Source organism: Haloarcula sp. CBA1122 (genome assembly GCF_009741785.1).
In the GTDB taxonomy this organism is placed as follows: domain Archaea; phylum Halobacteriota; class Halobacteria; order Halobacteriales; family Haloarculaceae; genus Haloarcula; species Haloarcula hispanica.
Genome location: NZ_WPCB01000026.1, coordinates 1 through 15586, shown reverse-complemented (window position 1 = coordinate 15586; position 15586 = coordinate 1). Strand labels below are relative to the sequence as shown.

The following is a 15586-nucleotide window of genomic DNA, read 5'->3' as shown; positions in this document are numbered from 1 at the left end:
TCAGATGAAGCCGTTGGCCGTGAGGTGGTCAACAACCGCCTGCTGGCTGCCGACCTCGGTTGCGTGACTGTTCAGCTCTTGCATCGTTTTCGCGTCCGGAATGGCGTCCGGCATCTTGTTCAGCGCCGACACCACGGCGTCCGTCGCGACGTCCTCGTGAACGACGCCGACCGGGTGGAAAAACGGCCAGAAGTTCCGGTCGTCATCGAGGTACACGATGTCTTCAACGGTTGTGAGCCACGCGCTGGTGCTGTACCCGAAGCTGAGATCGGCGTAGCCTTCGTCGACGGCCGTGCCAGCCGCCTGCGCCGACGCCGCCTCGATGAACTCCTGTTCTGCCTCCCAGCGCTCCACATGCTCGCCCTCAAACCCGTAGTATTCAAGCAAAGCATCGAAGCCGTCGCTACGAGTCCTGAATCCGTCGCCAAACGCCGGTCTAATGTCGTAGTTCCCGTCGTTGACGTAACCGGCGAGGTCACTGATTGTCTCGATACTGGTCCCTTCGATAGCGTCCTCGCGGATGAACACGGCCCATGTGTTCTGCCAGTCCGCGCGGTCGAGAATCCGTATCGGGTGTTCCGACTCCATCTCGGACTTCAGCGCTTCGTACTGCTCGTCAGGTGTCTCGAAGTCGGCTTCGTCGTGCTTGGGCGGGTGCGCAGCCCACAGTGACCCCATGTAATCGTAGTACGCGTGGATGTCGCCGGCCTGATACGCTTCGGCGTGTGCAGCGTTCCCGCCGAAGCCGGTTTCGTCCACAAGACTCACACCCGTGTTGTTGGCGAGCAATTCGTAGGCGATGTACCCGAGGTTCAACTGCTCTGTGTAGCCTTTCGAACTGACAACGACTGACAGCGAGCCGTCGGTCGACCCGGCGGCTTCGCCCCCGCTTTCGGCTGTACTTGATTCCGTCTCTCCGCCAGTCGAACAGCCGACCAGCGTCGCGGTTCCGCCAGTTGCGAGCATCCCGAGTAACCGTCGCCGGCTCCCAGTCCATGGCTCTCCTCTCTCATCTATCATTGCTCAACCTGAGCTAATGATAGTCAAAAAACCGTTGCCGAGAATATCAACATTGATAGCAAAACAATAAAATCGTGTACAATTTAGTCCCTAACTGTTGGGGATCTCCACAGAGGGACTCTCTACAGGAGAGTCATCGCAGTCGCTGTCGTCCCAGATCCAGATCATGTCAGTTGCAACCGAACCGCAGAAATACCCGTGGCAAACGGTCGTCAGCTACAGCTACCAGTTGGGGTAAGAGCCTCGGCACTCAAGACTCACAATCTATCCATAGTGAATGTGTTTACAGCGTCTATAGAGTCCACTCATCCCGTTACTGTTCGTCCAGCATCTGGATGCCGCGCTCCACAACCGCCTCGGTCACGAAAAGACTCGTCTCACGCTGGAGTGCTCGCATACGGGATGCCGCTTCGTCTCTGTCGAGCAATCCGCGACCATACCCGAGCGCGATAACGCCGATAGAACCGCGTACTTCGACGCCCGCGTCGGATGCTGTCTCTCGGGCGGCGAGATCGTCGGTTAGAAGAACAACGCCCCGCTCTATTGCGACCGCAATCGCGGCGCATTCTCCGGCGTCCAGTTCCTCAGTTCCGACTCGGCTTTCGTCGGCTTCGACGAGTTCGTACGAGAGGTCGACCACCCCGTCCGGAACACCACCGGCGTCGACCTCCTCGTAAACCGTCTCCGGGACAAGGAGCGTGTCAAACGTCGAGAGCAGTTCGAGTGAACCGCTTTCGGCGAGGTGAATGAGCGGTCCTGCGTCCGAAACGGCCGCAGGCGTCACGCGTTCAAGCCCCAGTCAACGTCTTCCTCGACGACCTCACGCTCTCGCTCCGCCCGCTCGACTTTCGTCCGCCCGACGTGCTCGATGGCTTCCTCGCGGTCGAGTTCCCCATCGAGGTACTGTGCGAGCACGAGGTCCTCCCACAGGTCTTCGAGCCCGCGTTCGAGTGCCCGCTCGAACACTTCGGACTCCGGAAGGCCGCGGGCCTCCGCGATTTCTCGAACACGGTCGGAAATTTCGGCGGCCATACTATACGTTTGCTCGGCACCGTTCATAAATCCGCGTCTGCCAGTCCGGCGCAGCCCTGACCGGGGCCTATGTCTACTGTGGCCACAACCAGACTGCCCCAGAGACAACTTCTACCGTCAAAAATAGCGGCCTCGGCACTCATAGGGCTCGTCACCACCGGGGAGTCACCCCGGTTCGGCCCCGTGAGTCGTCGTCATCGGCCGGCAGATGCTACCGCCGCTGGCGACAAGACGGTTACTCATCGTGGCCACATAGTGGAACAAACGCTAAACCAACGCGGGCCAACCAGTCGTATATGAACAGACGACGCTTTCTAGCACTTTCCGGGGTGGGTGTCGTCGGCGCAGTCGCTGGGTGCAGTAGCGAGGCGGACAGCGTCGAATCCGTCGACAGCCACCCGGCGGCCGCCGACCTCGACGCCCAGCCCCGCCGCGGCGAACTGGGCGGCCACGTCATCCTGGCGTTCGAAGACCCCTCCTGTCCTACGTGTCGCCGCTTCCACGAGAACACGCTGCCGGACATTCGGGAGAACATCGTGGACGCGGGCAAAGGCGCGTACGTCGTCCGGACCTACCCCGTGATCTATCCCTGGGGTGAGCCAGCGACGCAGGCGCTGGAATCGACGTTCGCCCGCGACAGCGAGGCGTACTGGTCGCTGTTCGATCACTACTTCGCCGAGCAGTCGTCGTTCGACCCGGACAACGTTCTGGCGCGGACGGCGACGTTTCTCACCGAGGAGACCGAGGTAGACGGCGAGGCGGTCGCAAGCGACGCCCGAAACCGTGCCCACGATGACGCCGTTCAGGCCGATATCCAGGCGGCCGAGGACGCCGGATTGGGTGAGACGACGCCGATTATCCTGCTGTTCGAGGACGGCGAGTTCGTGACGAAGGTCAACGGGAGCGTCAGCTACGAACTCATCGCGGAGGCGCTGGGAGAGCACGACGGATGAGCACCGCAGAGGGGCTCCGCCTGCCGACGACGCGCGGGGACTGGCGGCTCATGGGCCGGACGGTCAGGCTCGTGCTCACGCTGCCAGTCTACGCGGCAGTCGCCGTGATCGCCGCAATCGTCTCGCTGACGCTGTTCGTCGTCTCGCTGAACGTCCCGCTGGTGCTGGACCTCGTGGTCGGTGGGTCGCTCCCGCTCGCCAGCCGATTGCGCGTGCTCGGGGAGCTGTACCCGTTCGTCGGCACGTCGTTCAACCCCGCACAGGGCGTCCTGCTGGTCGTCGTCGCCGTCCTCACAGGCGTCGACATCGGGCTGGTGACCTACCACTTCCGCGAACATGGCCTCGACCTCCAGCAGGGCGGCGCGGGCGTCGCGGGTGTCGTCCTCGGAACGCTCGGCGCGGGCTGTGCGGCCTGTGGGTCGGCGGTCCTGCTGGGCCTGCTGTCACTACTCGGCGTCTCGACCTCGCTGCTGTTTCTGCCACTGGATGGGCTGGAATTCGCGCTGCTGGCGCTCGCGGTATTGACCCTCTCTATCTACTGGCTCGCCGAAGGGATGCGCGGCGGCGAGATAAACGGGTGTCCGGTGGATATCTGACTGTCTCGTTGGCAGGTCCTCGTTTCGCCCCGGTTACGGAGTTCCAACCGTTCAAGCGGGAGAAAACGTATAGTGTCGTCAGCCGAACACTCGTGTCGAGAAGGTATGCCCGAGACGGAGTCCCAGGTGACGGCCTCGATGGAGTCCCCCACCGAGTACGAGCACCTCCAGAAAAAGCGGAAAGAGACGGCCGGCACGGTCGAACTGGCCGAAATCGTCGACGTGTGGGTCGGCGAGAGCGAACTCGTCTGTCGGTTCCAGTTCGACTGGGCGACCGACCCGATACAGCGGCGGTACGACCTGAACAGCGACCGCGACATCGCCAAGGTCGAGCGCCTCTGTGAAGCCAACGGCCTGCAGTTCGAGCAGGCAAGTCATCTGGAGGGGTCGCTGGTCGAACTCGAATACACGGGGTCGCAGTGGCTGCCCCGGCCGGAAGCCGCCTACACTGACGGCGAGGGGTCGGCGGTCGAGACGTTCCGCGCGGAGGTACGGCTGCTGGTGCGTGAACTCGCCCAGTCGCCCGCGTTCCTCCGGCGGGGCATCGAGCGCGTCCGGGCGCTCTCGACGACGCAACTGATTATCGGTGTTATTCTCGTCAAGAAAGTTGCCATCATTGCCTTGCTGGCGCACCTCCTGCTGTAGAGTTCCAAACCGTTGGACGGCAGTGTTGGCTGGCGCGACTGGGATACGGGTACCCAATTCGTCTCAGTCACCCGTAGCGGAGCCGGGGCCGGCGGGCGTGTCCACGACGTCGGTCTCGGCGGTCTCGAACTGTGAGAGTTCGTCGTGGAGCGTGTCGGCGTCGTCGGCGAACCGCTCCACCGAGTCGACCATCCCGGCAACGGTCTGGCCCTGCTGATCGACCGTGGTGGCCATCTCACGGGCGTCAGTTGCGGTGTCACCGGCGATATCGTTGATGTCGTCGATTATCCGCACGACTTCCTGCGCGCTGGTCGCCTGCTGGTCGGTCGCCCGGTCGATCTCCTGAATGCCGCCGTTGACATCGACAGTGGCGTCGACCACGTCTTCAAGCGTCGTAATCGTCTCGGAGATAGTGTTGCTTCCGCGGTCGACAGCGTCTTCCATCGTCTCCATGGCGTCGACGGACGTCCCGACCTGGGACCGCAGCGATCCGATGAGGTCCTCCACGTCGGCGGTGGCGGCCTGTGTCTCGGTCGCAAGCTGTTTGATTTCGTCCGCGACGACGGCAAAGCCCGAGCCTGCCTGGCCGGCACGGGCGGCTTCGATGGAGGCGTTCAGCGCGAGCATGTTCGTCTCCTCGGCGATGCCGTCGATGACTTCGACGATCTCGGCCATGTCTTCGGCGATGTCGTCGAGTTGCTGGACCTCGCTCGCGGCGCTCGTCGAGTGGTGTCGGATCTCGTCGACGGCGCTCTGGGCTTCCGACGAGGACTGCTGTGCATCTCGGCCGAGGTCTGCGGCAGTGTTGCTCTGGTCGGCGATCTCGGCCACGGAGGAGGCCATTTCCTCAACGGTTGCCGAGAGGTCGCTGAGTTCGCTCGCCGCGTCGTCTAGCTGCTGGCGCTGGGTTTCTGCTCCGTCCGCGATGTCGGACGCGGTGTCGGCCACGGACTGCGTTTCGTCACGGACCTGCTGACCGTCAGTCAACACGGTTTCGCTCTCGGTTGCGATGTGTGTCGAGGTCGACTGGCCGCTGCCGATGGCAGTCTCGAGGGCAGCCAGCGTCTCGTTGATCGCGGTCCCGACGGCCGCCATGGCGTCACTGATGCTGTCGGTGTCGACGCGTGCGGTCAGGTCGCCGTCGGCCGCCTCGTCGAGCGTCGTCCGGTACTGGGTCGCTTTCAGTTCGAGGTGACTGCTCAGCGCCTCCATCTCACTGCGCTCGGACTCCGCGGTTTCACGGGCCGCTTCGGCTGCTTCGCGCGCTTCCTCGGCGCGTTCCTGGGCTTCGTTTGCCTCCTCGATGTTCCGGCCGAGCGAGGCCGCGGCCCGTTCGAGTTTCGTGTATGCGTCTCCGACCTCGTCGATCCGGTCGACACCGAAGTCGATGTCGTACTGGCCGTTGTCGACTGCCGTCGCCTTTCGGTTGATCTCGATTATCGCGCGGTACATCTCACAGTAGCCCAGAAACCCGGTCACGGCGACGACAAACCCGATGAACACCGCGGCGGCTGTCACGGAGGAAAACAGGACGATAGCCAGCGCCGGTGCGCCCACGATCGACATTGCTGCCAGCAGGAACACACGGACGCTGAACGTCCGACGGAGCGGCGTCGGCAGGTACGGCTCGATTGCCATCGGCACAGTACCGACCGCAAGCATGAGTCGGCCGAGCGGGCCCGTCGCATCATCTGCCGTCGTCATCGAAACCGCCTCGACATCGATTCCAAACAGACTACGGAACTGGACCTTTCGGGGTGCATGTGACACGTTCACTCCCGCCCCATGAAAAATCGCACCCCCGGAGTATCAGCGGTGAGTTTTTCAGTGTCAGTTCGTTGTCGTAATTTCGACCACGTCGCGGTGGTCGAGTTCGGTGTCAGCACCGATCTGTCGCTCGGTGCGCACGTCGTGCGCGTGGAGGAACCCTTCGCCGATGTCGGTGTGCAGGAAGTACGCGAAGTCCTCGGCGGTCGACCCGTCGGGGAGGACGAAACAGTCCTGCAGGAAGGTGCCGTCCTCCTGTGGCTTGCGAGCGCCGGGGAACACCGCGATTGCGCCCAGTTCCTCGAACAGCGCGGTTTCCAGCGCCTGCTGGACGCCAGTGCCGCCGAACTCGGTAACGAACTCCCGGATCTGTTCCAGCCCCGCGGCCTTCTCCTCGGGCAGGTCCGCCGTCACGGTGAAATCTTCGTCGCCGGGCCGGTAGTCGAGTACGCCCTGCTCGTTGCCGTTTTTCAGCGCCTTCTCCGCGTGGGCCGAGACGGGGACGAACGTGAGGTGCTCGTACTCCGGGTCCTCGGTGATCGGTTCCCAGTTCGCCTGAGCCTCCGGGGTGTCCATCTTGTTCGCCGCGATGAGCATCGGCTTGGTCCGGATGCGGATCTCCCGAGCGAGTGCCTCTCTGTCCTCGTCGTCCCAGGTGTCGGGGTCGAGTTCCAGGCCCAGTGCGAGTACGACCTGTTTAATCTCGTCGGCGTTGATCTTGAACGCCGACATCTGCTCGGCGAGGTCGTCTTCGATGGCCTTGTCCTCGCCGTGATAGCCCGAGCGGTAGCGCTCGATACCCTTCTCTAAGATGTCGAGATACCACATATCCAGCTCGTCTTCGAGGAAGTCGATGTCCTCGCGCGGGTCGTGGTCCTCGGTGGGTTCACCCTCCAGATCAGTCTCACCGGTGAAGTCGACGACGTGGACGAGCACATCGGCCTCGTTGAGGTCCGTGAGGAACTGGTTTCCGAGCCCTTTCCCCTCGTGTGCGCCGGGGACGAGGCCGGCCACGTCGACGAGTTTCGTCGGGACGAACCGGACGCCCTCGGTACAGTAGCCGTGATTCGGGGTGCAGGTGTGATCGAATTCCGGGGCCGCGCAGTCGACGCGGACGTACGCCTCGCCCATCGACGGGTCGATTGTCGTGAACGGGTACGCGCCCTCGGGCACGTCGTTCATCGTCGCCGCATTGAAAAACGTGGACTTGCCGACAGAGGGCTTGCCGACGAGTCCGATCTTGTAGCTCATTGCACCGATGAAGCGGTTTCAGCGGCTTAAACGCTGTTACACGAGCTACGAGAGCGTGTGGGTCACACACGTACTGCGGGCTGCGAATGTGAGCCGGCGTTTACAATCGCCGCTCGTACACGTTGACGGGGTGTTCCTGTCCGCCGACCTCGGTCGTCCGCTCGCCGACCTTCTCGAAGTGTGCGCGGTAGAACGCGTTCCCGACCTCGTTCTCGGCCAGCACCTCGTCGCGGATTTTCCGCACGGAGAGCTCGTGCAAGTGCTGTTCCCCGCGATGCAGCAGCTTCGTCCCGATACCTTCCCCCCAGTAGTCCGGGTGGACGTACAGATCAAGGTCGCCGAAGCCGGTCGCGTCCGTCATCCCACAGCTCATGTACGCCACCACGTCGTCGTCGGCCGTCGAGACGAACAGGCCGACCTCTTCGAGTTCGATCATCTGCTCCAATAGCGGCGGCGCATACCCCTCTTTGAGGTGCTCTTCCACGGTTTCTGCTCCGAGGATGTCGTCGTACACGGTATGCCATGTGGTCCTGGCGATCCGCCGTATATCCGCGATGTCCACCGATTCGGCCGGCCGGATGGCTGTCTGGAACGACATATGTGAACATGCACCGCGGAACAATATAGAACTATGGCCTGTTTGACACATCGTGTTCAGATAAGCTGATTCCATGCGAAGCTGAACGATCTGAGCCAATCATCGGCTGTTTCCGCTTCGGCGTTGCTGAAACAGTTTGAGAAACAGACAGTACGTCGTTTTATTTCTCTGAAGACACGTTCAACAGCATTCCGATTTCCATGTTTTTCGTATCTGAAATCGAAGCCATGTCGTTGACACCCAGCTTGTAACGATCTGGAGCCATCGACGAGAAACACGGCGTCGTCGACGTCGTGTTTCTCAGAGAGTTCGGTGAGAAATGCATGGGCGAGAACCTTCGTTGTAGTTGGTCTAAGCTTCGTATGGAGTAATTTGTTCGTTTGTGGATCGACAGCGGCGTACAGCCAATATCTCTCACCGTTGAGTTGGATCACAGTTTCGTCAACCGCAACGTGATCCGGTGACTGTCCATCTTTGGGCTGTAAATCTGCTTTGTGAACCCAATTATAGACAGTTGATCGAGCGCGTTGGACACCGAATACCTCAAGAACTGAGACAGTATTCGAAAGTGATAGTCCAGCCAAATGCAATTGAATACTCAGCTTCATCAGCAGTCGCGGTGTCGCTTCTCGCTCCACAAAATCTAAGTCGATTTGGTCGATACTACCGCCGAGGCCGGCGTTTTTGGGCATAGACACTTCAAAACCGCCGTGCCTCACTCTTCAATCCTTATCTGAACACTACGGGAAGTACTAGGGAATATTTTAAAAATAGATATATTGGAACTGCCAGTAAAAAGAGACTTCCAACTGCCATCCATGGAGTCCAAAGTCCGAATTCGTTTAATGTATTATTTCTTTTAATCCAACTCATAATGAGTGTCAGCGCTATTGAACCACCAACCAAAGCCAGTACAAACTGAGTTCTGGTTGAGAGACCGTGATCAATCATGAATAGCATCTGTTTTATCATAAGCTGTGTTACGTGGGCGTGTTTCGTTGATTTTTAATAGACAATTCCACCAAACCATCATGAGTATCCTATTTTTATCTAGGATATTGATTATACTCCAGTCTGTTTCGTATCCTCAGCTATTCCAGTCCAAGAGGGGCTCACCTCCGCTGAATTGAATCACCAGAACTCATTATTTCTCAAAATGTCTATGAAGTAGCGTAGGATTCAAAGTTAATCGAATCTTCTCGGAAATTCTGGTAAGTGCTCTTCCCCCACGTAATAGATTCGGGATTCTCCGAAATGACCAATCCTCGAATTGTACCGATCTCGTCATGGATGACGATAACCACTTTCTTACTCGGTTCTAAGATGGTGATAAGCCCAATCGGAGGAGTCTCTTGACTGACCCGTATCGAGAAATTATCACTGTTCTGGAGTGTCTCTAACTTCCGATTAAAATTAGATTGGAGATACTCAATGGCGCTAAGTGGCAAAATGAATTCAGCCGCCAATTCGTCGGCAGTCGTCTTCTCAAGATGCAGGTCAATTTGGTTAGGAAAGATCGTTGGCGCGACTCCATAGAGATGTGAGGCTTCAGAGATGGACGACTGCAACTTCTCATATATCTCCTCCACCATGTGATTATTTGTTGATAGAATTTTCGCTCCTTGGAAGAGAGATGGGTGAAGAACTGTGTTGATCGGCTGTGTTGTATCGAATACCTCTCTATTCTGGAGTAAGGATTTTATCGTCTCTGAAAACCGTCGATATTCGTCGAAAATCAGCACTCCAAATGGTGTTAATTGATACTTATCATCTCGTTTCTCTATTAAACCGTACTCCTCCATTGAGTTGAGTCCGCGGTAAATTGTAGACTGTGACCTGTCTAACTCTCGGTTAAGCTCCTTCTGGCTAGCAGATGAGTTTGATAGGAACTCAAAGAAATCAACCCGTTGGTGGACCTCAGGAATGAACTCCTCAATAGAGGGGGATGGAGGGGCCATATTGGGAAGTGATATCCGACTACATTAATTTTATCTTAAAATATATTACATAATTATTTATATTAAAACTCATCTGAGCTGATCACACTCTCAAAAATCACCGTCCATTTGTCAAGCTCATTGGTTAGTTCCCCGTGTGTTGAGGTTCCAACTCCATGACCTGCATTTTCTGTAGTCCTAAGGAGAACTGGACTATCACCTTGGGCCTTTGACTGCATCCTTGCAGCCATTTTCCAAGCGTGACATGGAAGGACACGCGTGTCACCAATTGCAGTACGAAATAGCATTGTAGGATGTTCAGCTTCGTTAATATTATGATACGGCGAATATGATTTCAGGTTCCGATACGCGTCTTTTTCATTCGGATTACCATATTCTGAGACCCATGTTTCTCCGAGCCCAATCTGGTTAAATCGAATCATATCCAACAGGGGAACTTCACAGATAGCGGCACTGAATAGATCCGGCCGCTGCATTACAGTCGCGCCAACAGTAAGCCCGCCATTGCTCTCCCCAGTTATTGCCAACTTCTCAGAGTTTGTATAGTTATTCTCGATAAGATATTCAGCAAAATTGATTGTGTCGTCGAAAGTACGCTGTTTTTGTTCCTGCATTCCTTGCCGGTGCCATGACTCTCCGAATACACCACCGCCGCGAATATTGGGTTGTAGATAGATGCCACCGTTACGAAGGAAGGGAAATATAAAGCGATCAAAGCTCGGTGTCATAGTCACACCGAATCCACCATACACATTAATGAGGGCAGGGTTAGGGGTCTTGAGTTCAATATCCTCTTTATATACGATAAAGAATGGGATCTCAGCGCCGTCATCGGCTGAAAACCAACACTGTTCTACCTCAAACTCTGATTGATAATCCAGCGCCGGCTCGTTTATAACTGTTTTAGAGAGATAGTTGTCGGAGTTAGACTCGGCAGCGGTTTGATTAACCTGAATTTCTATTGTGGATGGTGAGGTCACAAAAGATGTGAGATTGAAGACGAATGCGTTCGGACTCGCTGCTAAGCTATTTGCCATTAGAGTGCAATAGTCTGGTAATTCCACTGGCTGAGCAAAACGCCCTGAGCGGTTGTAAACGGTAAGCCGCGAATTAGCGTTCTTTTGATAGTGTCCGACAACGTGATCGTCTAACACCGAGACATCGCGGAGAATCCGATCACTTTGGAGTATATGTTTACTGCTGGCCTGGAGAGAGGCTTTATCAGGATATGTTTCGGAAGCGGAGAGAGAAAGAAGCTCATAAGTAGACGACTGGACATCTGTAAGTACATAGAATTCGCCCAGATCCGTGTACTTCACCGGTCTAAAGTGGCTTTCACTCTCAACGTAGATCGGATCGAACCCGGATTGGGAAAGATGATATAATTCAGTTCGATTCGTGCCGTCATGTAGTGCAACGATCGCGTTATCAGTTCCTTTTTGCGGGACGATTTGTGGCCATAACCGTTGCGCTATACCATCTACGACGGTGGTAGATTCGTCAGTACTTAGATCGTAGTAATCAATACTCTTTTTCATGAGACCCTCTTCACAGGATTCAGTTTGAAGATAGTAGAATCCGTTTTCTCCCCACGCAAACCCACCAGCGTTTGTCCGGCCACAGTCTGGTTCTACTAGTATAGTCCGCTGTCCGCTATGAACGACGTGAATATCATACTGCTCGCGGCCACCTTGTGATACGCCAAACGCGACGTATTCACCTTGTGGAGAAGGAACAAACCAATCAATCGCACTCAGATCACTATTCAAGTCTTCTGTGGGATCGCAGATCGTAGTCGGTGAGTCAGTGAGGACCTGTCGAAACGTTAAATTTGAGTGGTCTTTACCCTCCCCACGTCGTAGTTGGTAGTATCCGTTTTTGTCGGAGTTATCGTCCCTGGATCCGGAATGTTAGTGGAGAACTCGGGCTGCTCCTTGAGAAACTCGCGAGTATCGGTCGAAAGAACACTATCAGTATAGGAATTTTGTTTCTTCACCCAGTGATGGACTTCTTCGTCCTCGTTTTCGAGCCATTGGTATGGATCAGGGACGACTTCACCATGAAAAACATCGCTCGTGTTAGACCGTTTTGTCTCGGGCGGATTGTCCATAGGTAAATAACGACAGTTTATTTAATTATCCCTGACAGTTATCTCTTCTAGGTGGTCTTCTGACCGAACTTCTTGTAACAGCTCCTCATTTTGGAGGTCACGTTCATTGATCGGAGGCAGGTGCAGGATGTAATAGCCTTTGTCCAGTATTGGGGCCATCTGTTCAAGGTTTGATATTTCGAACTCATGTCGTTGTGATTCGGCAATTGGATAAGTGGCTGTTTGGAGTAAATACCCGGTATGATCTTCCGGATAGAAATTCTGGAGATATTCTTTGAAACGGGTGAATCGACTTTCCTTACTTCGCTTTTCGGTATGGCGATCAGTCTCTACCACGCTGACCTGCCAAATCATTGCTGGAACTTCTGGATTGAGTTCCCACTCTCGAAGCAATAAATCGGTAGCTTCGAACATTTGAACACCGTTTGCCGCAGGGTCAAAAGCAATATCTGAGTATACACAATCGATGGCGGAGATTCCTGGCTGAACTTCAACGTTCAATCCTTGTTCCCGCCCTTGTCGAATGACGCTCCGGCTTGGATTGACGAATATCATCGGATGGCCGTAGAGAGCAAATGTGATCGGTCCATCGACCTCTGTAGCACCCTTAAGTACCTCTTCTGACATCCGGTCATATGTAGCGACTCGATCTTCGCCTTCATTGTACTCACGGTTGAGCATAACTACGTCTTCGGTATAGGTCTCTTTGATATGATTCTCCACCATCGGTTGACCGTCAAGTAGATACACCCGCTCAGAAGCTTGGAGTGCGTTTTCAGCTTCACGAGTTAGTTGAGTGTAGCCCACCATTCCGGTCCCAATGATGTATATATCAATCGGGTTATCCTGTGTGCTTGTAGTCATTGGTAAAAAAATATGAGGCTACTTTCTCAAGCCTCAGACGATGGGAGGACGATACCTGCGATCTGGATACCGTTCGCCCGCTTCTCGACGATCTGATTCAGCTTGTTCTGATTCCCTGACTTCAGTGCTTCAGTCTCCTCTGTAGTCAGATCGTCATACTCCTGGAGGACGCTTTCCGGATCTGATTTGAAACGATGCGCGAAGGTTAGGTCACTCATCGACCGCTCGATGATGTCGACCACTGTTTGGTGCGACATTGCAGATTGACCTGTAACTGGATTGAAGTTATAACTGCCGGAAAATTTCATCCCAGTTGATAGGGGGTCTTTCACTTGATGGTAGTATTTGTAATCTGTGGAAATTATTTCATCCGCTGGTAACGTTCGGTCGAAGTGAGATGTAAAGAGCCACCGCTCTTGCGTAGAGCAACGGATAGACCTGTAGTTACACTGAGCCAGCGATAAGCTGAGAGTGGGCGTTTATTCAACTGGTATTCGGCAGAATGTTCCAAGAGTTAGTTGAGTTGGGCTGCGTCAAGATCGACACGGAATCACTTGCTACCCGCATCGAGTGCTGACTCAAGGAATTTTGGGAGTCTACGTCCCGTCCATAGCGTGGGCATACTTTCACTCACGTTGACGGGGCCGCCACTGAGATGGGTCCGGACTGATGGCCTCCAAGCCTACAGAGAGATGGAGCGTGACCTTCGAACAATCATACACAAGAGAATGCCCATCGCCCGACGGCGTCCGCATATACAAGCAAAAGTGCCTCTTTTCGCTTGTTTCACCGTGGCTACGGAAATTCCAAAGCCTATCCAAGCAGGGCTTGGAACAGGCTGTTCACACCTTTGGCACCGTTCGGTCACTCACTCTGGCTTGCGAATCCGTCGAGTCAACCATTGAATGTCCCGATATTAGGGCCTTCCGTAGCATTATATAAGAGCCTGTCATTCTAAGTATTCTTAAGACCGTCCACCGAATAGGGAACCGCAAACGATGTGCCCCCGCCCAACTGATCCTCCAGAACATGAGCCTGTAGTTTCGGTCACAGGCCTTACAAAACGCTATACAGGAGAATCGGGACGCGTCACAGCCGTTGATAACATTTCCTTCGATATTCAGCCCGGACAAATCGTCGGACTCCTCGGCCCAAACGGTGCTGGCAAAACAACAACCGTCAAAACGGTTCTCGGGCTCATCACCCCCACACATGGCGATATTTCTATTCACGGCATCCCTGTTCATCAGGCCCGTTCACGCACATACAACTATGTGAGTGCTGTCCTTGAAGGCGCACGCAACGTCTATTGGCGATTGAGCGTTCGTGAAAATCTCGCGTTTTTCGCTGGCCTCAACGGCATCGATCCACAGGCATGTGTCGACAGACACGAGGCGATTATCGACACGCTTGGACTTACTGGAAAGGCGGACGAACCGGCGAAAAACCTCTCGCGTGGTATGAAGCAGAAAGTCGCCCTTGGCTGTGCACTCGTCCGCGAAACGCCCGTTCTCTTCCTTGACGAACCGATGCTTGGGCTCGACGTAGAAACGACCCGTGACCTCCAAACCGAATTACAACGCCTCGCCCAAGAGGAGGACAAAACTATCGTGATTACGAGTCACGATATGGACATCATCGAAGCCGTCTGCGACCGCGTGATCGTTCTCAGTGACGGCGACATCGTCGCTGATGATTCTGTCGACAACTTACTTGACGTCTTCCAATCCCAATCATATCGCGTCCAACTGACCGAAAACCCACCAGCACACCTCCGAGAGAAACTCGATACCCGCTTCCGGCTACTCGACTGGCGGACCGACACTGACTCCGTGGAGTTCGAGATCGCGCTCGCAGGCAGTGAAGAGTTCTACGAGTGTGTCGACGTACTGCAGACGGCAGAAGCGACTGTCCGGTCGTTCACTGAAATCGAGCCCAACCTAGAAGATGTCTTCGTTGAACTGACGACAGCTGAATCATTGCCACCAGAGGGGGGAGAATCATGAACCGGCACCTCACCTTGTTTCGAGCAATTGCGAGTAAATCAGTGACGCTCTCGCGTCGATATCTCCTGAATACAGTGGTGGGATTCGGAACGCTGTACGTGTTTTTCGCACTCATTTTTTTCGGCGGGCAGTTTGTGGCAGAAGATTTGATTTCACGGTCAGTAGGACTGCTCGTTGTCGGGTATTTTCTATTCACAATGGCAGTGTCGGCATATGCCGATCTCACACACGACTTGACTGACGAGGCGCAGTGGGGGACGCTGGAGCAGTTGTCGATGTCTCCGTTCGGCTTCACAGAGGTTGTCGCGGTAAAGACCGTAGTTAACCTCTTGGGTACGTTTGCTACCGGCATCGTCCTTCTAGTACTGATGATGGTAACAACAGGGACGTGGCTTTCTGTTGCACCGCTTTCGCTCGTCGTGCTCGGTGTCTTGACGCTGCTTCCCGTGGTCGGCCTCGGGTTCGTCTTCGGTGGGGCGGCGCTCGTCTACAAGCAAATCGAGAAGATGTTCCCGCTGATCCAACTCTCGTTTGCAGCCCTGATTGCCCTGCCAGTCCAAGAGTATGCACTGTTGAAGTTCCTTCCAATGTCGCTAGGGAGTCACTTGTTGCAACGAGTGATGACGGATGGACTCCAATGTGTGGGAACGTTCCGGTATTCGACCTAAGGGGTATTGGTCGGGCAAGGCGGTTGCCTACCTAGCGGTTGGATTATTTGTCTTCCGGGTTGGGACAGCTAAAGCACGCCAAACGGGGTGTTCGTCGGGCACTATTAATCGATGAGAA

The 15586-nt window shown here is 55.4% G+C and carries 17 protein-coding genes and 1 pseudogene; 6 read left to right on the top strand and 12 right to left on the bottom strand.

Annotation, left to right across the window (positions count from 1 at the left end; genetic code table 11):
• From GJ630_RS11625 to GJ630_RS11615, 3 genes are all read right to left on the bottom strand, one after another.
• Nucleotides 1-1020 carry a glycine betaine ABC transporter substrate-binding protein gene (locus GJ630_RS11625; protein WP_044951992.1) on the bottom strand — a complete coding sequence of 340 codons (1020 nt, stop codon included), beginning with the start codon at nt 1018-1020 and terminating at the stop codon, nt 1-3.
• A gap of 313 nt (nt 1021-1333) precedes the next feature.
• The gene (locus tag GJ630_RS11620; protein WP_014041098.1) at nt 1334-1804 is read right to left on the bottom strand and encodes a hypothetical protein; all 471 of its coding nucleotides are present in this window, start codon (nt 1802-1804) and stop codon (nt 1334-1336) included.
• Nucleotides 1801-2052: a hypothetical protein gene (locus tag GJ630_RS11615; RefSeq protein WP_049937275.1), complete on the bottom strand. Its 252-nt coding sequence runs from the start codon at nt 2050-2052 to the stop codon at nt 1801-1803. Before GJ630_RS11615 ends, GJ630_RS11620 begins: the two co-directional genes overlap by 4 nt.
• A 296-nt stretch (nt 2053-2348) precedes the next feature.
• Here GJ630_RS11615 and GJ630_RS11610 point away from each other — a divergent pair, with 296 nt between their 5' ends.
• From GJ630_RS11610 to GJ630_RS11600, 3 genes are all read left to right on the top strand, one after another.
• Nucleotides 2349-3005, top strand: coding sequence for a thioredoxin domain-containing protein (locus tag GJ630_RS11610; RefSeq protein ID WP_014041096.1), 657 nt, complete (start codon nt 2349-2351; stop codon nt 3003-3005).
• Nucleotides 3002-3601: a hypothetical protein gene (locus GJ630_RS11605; protein WP_151103700.1), complete on the top strand. Its 600-nt coding sequence runs from the start codon at nt 3002-3004 to the stop codon at nt 3599-3601. Before GJ630_RS11610 ends, GJ630_RS11605 begins: the two co-directional genes overlap by 4 nt.
• A 105-nt stretch (nt 3602-3706) precedes the next feature.
• On the top strand, nt 3707-4246 hold the full coding sequence (locus GJ630_RS11600) for a hypothetical protein (protein WP_050036954.1): 540 nt from the start codon (nt 3707-3709) through the stop codon (nt 4244-4246).
• A 63-nt stretch (nt 4247-4309) separates the two neighbouring features.
• Here GJ630_RS11600 and GJ630_RS11595 read toward each other — a convergent pair whose 3' ends face one another.
• The 9 genes from GJ630_RS11595 to GJ630_RS11555 form a co-directional block, all read right to left on the bottom strand.
• The gene (locus GJ630_RS11595) at nt 4310-5950 is read right to left on the bottom strand and encodes a methyl-accepting chemotaxis protein (RefSeq protein ID WP_064288934.1); all 1641 of its coding nucleotides are present in this window, start codon (nt 5948-5950) and stop codon (nt 4310-4312) included.
• A gap of 126 nt (nt 5951-6076) precedes the next feature.
• Complete coding sequence (locus GJ630_RS11590; RefSeq protein ID WP_014041092.1) at nt 6077-7264, bottom strand: redox-regulated ATPase YchF; 1188 nt, start codon at nt 7262-7264, stop codon at nt 6077-6079.
• Between the two features lie 100 nt (nt 7265-7364).
• Nucleotides 7365-7862, bottom strand: a complete 498-nt coding sequence (locus GJ630_RS11585; protein WP_044951990.1) for a GNAT family N-acetyltransferase — start codon at nt 7860-7862, stop codon at nt 7365-7367.
• Nucleotides 7863-7918: 56 nt separating this feature from the next.
• Nucleotides 7919-8554 carry an IS6-like element ISH15 family transposase gene (locus GJ630_RS11580; RefSeq protein WP_191449927.1) on the bottom strand — a complete coding sequence of 212 codons (636 nt, stop codon included), beginning with the start codon at nt 8552-8554 and terminating at the stop codon, nt 7919-7921.
• A gap of 468 nt (nt 8555-9022) precedes the next feature.
• Complete coding sequence (locus GJ630_RS11575) at nt 9023-9820, bottom strand: winged helix-turn-helix domain-containing protein (RefSeq protein ID WP_146418209.1); 798 nt, start codon at nt 9818-9820, stop codon at nt 9023-9025.
• 62 nt (nt 9821-9882) lie between these two features.
• A complete protein-coding gene (locus GJ630_RS11570) occupies nt 9883-11589 on the bottom strand; it encodes a prolyl oligopeptidase family serine peptidase (RefSeq protein WP_191449926.1) in 1707 nt (568 codons plus the stop codon).
• Nucleotides 11590-11645: 56 nt separating this feature from the next.
• Nucleotides 11646-11930, bottom strand: a complete 285-nt coding sequence (locus GJ630_RS11565) for a hypothetical protein (protein ID WP_191449925.1) — start codon at nt 11928-11930, stop codon at nt 11646-11648.
• A gap of 21 nt (nt 11931-11951) precedes the next feature.
• Nucleotides 11952-12794: an SAM-dependent methyltransferase gene (locus GJ630_RS11560; RefSeq protein ID WP_146418211.1), complete on the bottom strand. Its 843-nt coding sequence runs from the start codon at nt 12792-12794 to the stop codon at nt 11952-11954.
• A 26-nt stretch (nt 12795-12820) separates the two neighbouring features.
• Complete coding sequence (locus tag GJ630_RS11555; RefSeq protein ID WP_064287859.1) at nt 12821-13051, bottom strand: hypothetical protein; 231 nt, start codon at nt 13049-13051, stop codon at nt 12821-12823.
• A 402-nt stretch (nt 13052-13453) separates the two neighbouring features.
• On the opposite strand from GJ630_RS11555, the pseudogene GJ630_RS11550 reads away from it, so the two are divergent.
• From GJ630_RS11550 to GJ630_RS11540, 3 genes and pseudogenes are all read left to right on the top strand, one after another.
• A pseudogene (locus GJ630_RS11550) lies at nt 13454-13736 on the top strand (IS1595 family transposase); the annotation flags it as partial.
• Nucleotides 13737-13792: 56 nt separating this feature from the next.
• A complete protein-coding gene (locus GJ630_RS11545) occupies nt 13793-14800 on the top strand; it encodes an ABC transporter ATP-binding protein (RefSeq protein WP_146418212.1) in 1008 nt (335 codons plus the stop codon).
• A 41-nt stretch (nt 14801-14841) separates the two neighbouring features.
• On the top strand, nt 14842-15468 hold the full coding sequence (locus GJ630_RS11540) for an ABC transporter permease (protein ID WP_197427648.1): 627 nt from the start codon (nt 14842-14844) through the stop codon (nt 15466-15468).
• The last annotated feature ends 118 nt before the right edge of the window (nt 15469-15586 follow it).

Bases quoted from the DNA above. Each gene is read 5' to 3' on its own strand.
- GJ630_RS11555 (WP_064287859.1), bottom strand. From the start codon at position 13,051: ATGTCGCACCAAACAGTGGTCGACATCATCGAGCGGTCGATGAGTGAC.
- GJ630_RS11600 (WP_050036954.1), top strand. From the start codon at position 3,707: ATGCCCGAGACGGAGTCCCAGGTGACGGCCTCGATGGAGTCCCCCACC.
- GJ630_RS11610 (WP_014041096.1), top strand. From the start codon at position 2,349: ATGAACAGACGACGCTTTCTAGCACTTTCCGGGGTGGGTGTCGTCGGC.
- GJ630_RS11585 (WP_044951990.1), bottom strand. From the start codon at position 7,862: ATGTCGTTCCAGACAGCCATCCGGCCGGCCGAATCGGTGGACATCGCG.
- GJ630_RS11605 (WP_151103700.1), top strand. From the start codon at position 3,002: ATGAGCACCGCAGAGGGGCTCCGCCTGCCGACGACGCGCGGGGACTGG.
- GJ630_RS11615 (WP_049937275.1), bottom strand. From the start codon at position 2,052: ATGGCCGCCGAAATTTCCGACCGTGTTCGAGAAATCGCGGAGGCCCGC.
- GJ630_RS11595 (WP_064288934.1), bottom strand. From the start codon at position 5,950: ATGACGACGGCAGATGATGCGACGGGCCCGCTCGGCCGACTCATGCTT.
- GJ630_RS11590 (WP_014041092.1), bottom strand. From the start codon at position 7,264: ATGAGCTACAAGATCGGACTCGTCGGCAAGCCCTCTGTCGGCAAGTCC.
- GJ630_RS11575 (WP_146418209.1), bottom strand. From the start codon at position 9,820: ATGGCCCCTCCATCCCCCTCTATTGAGGAGTTCATTCCTGAGGTCCAC.
- GJ630_RS11560 (WP_146418211.1), bottom strand. From the start codon at position 12,794: ATGACTACAAGCACACAGGATAACCCGATTGATATATACATCATTGGG.
- GJ630_RS11625 (WP_044951992.1), bottom strand. From the start codon at position 1,020: ATGATAGATGAGAGAGGAGAGCCATGGACTGGGAGCCGGCGACGGTTA.
- GJ630_RS11545 (WP_146418212.1), top strand. From the start codon at position 13,793: ATGTGCCCCCGCCCAACTGATCCTCCAGAACATGAGCCTGTAGTTTCG.
- GJ630_RS11565 (WP_191449925.1), bottom strand. From the start codon at position 11,930: ATGGACAATCCGCCCGAGACAAAACGGTCTAACACGAGCGATGTTTTT.
- GJ630_RS11580 (WP_191449927.1), bottom strand. From the start codon at position 8,554: ATGCCCAAAAACGCCGGCCTCGGCGGTAGTATCGACCAAATCGACTTA.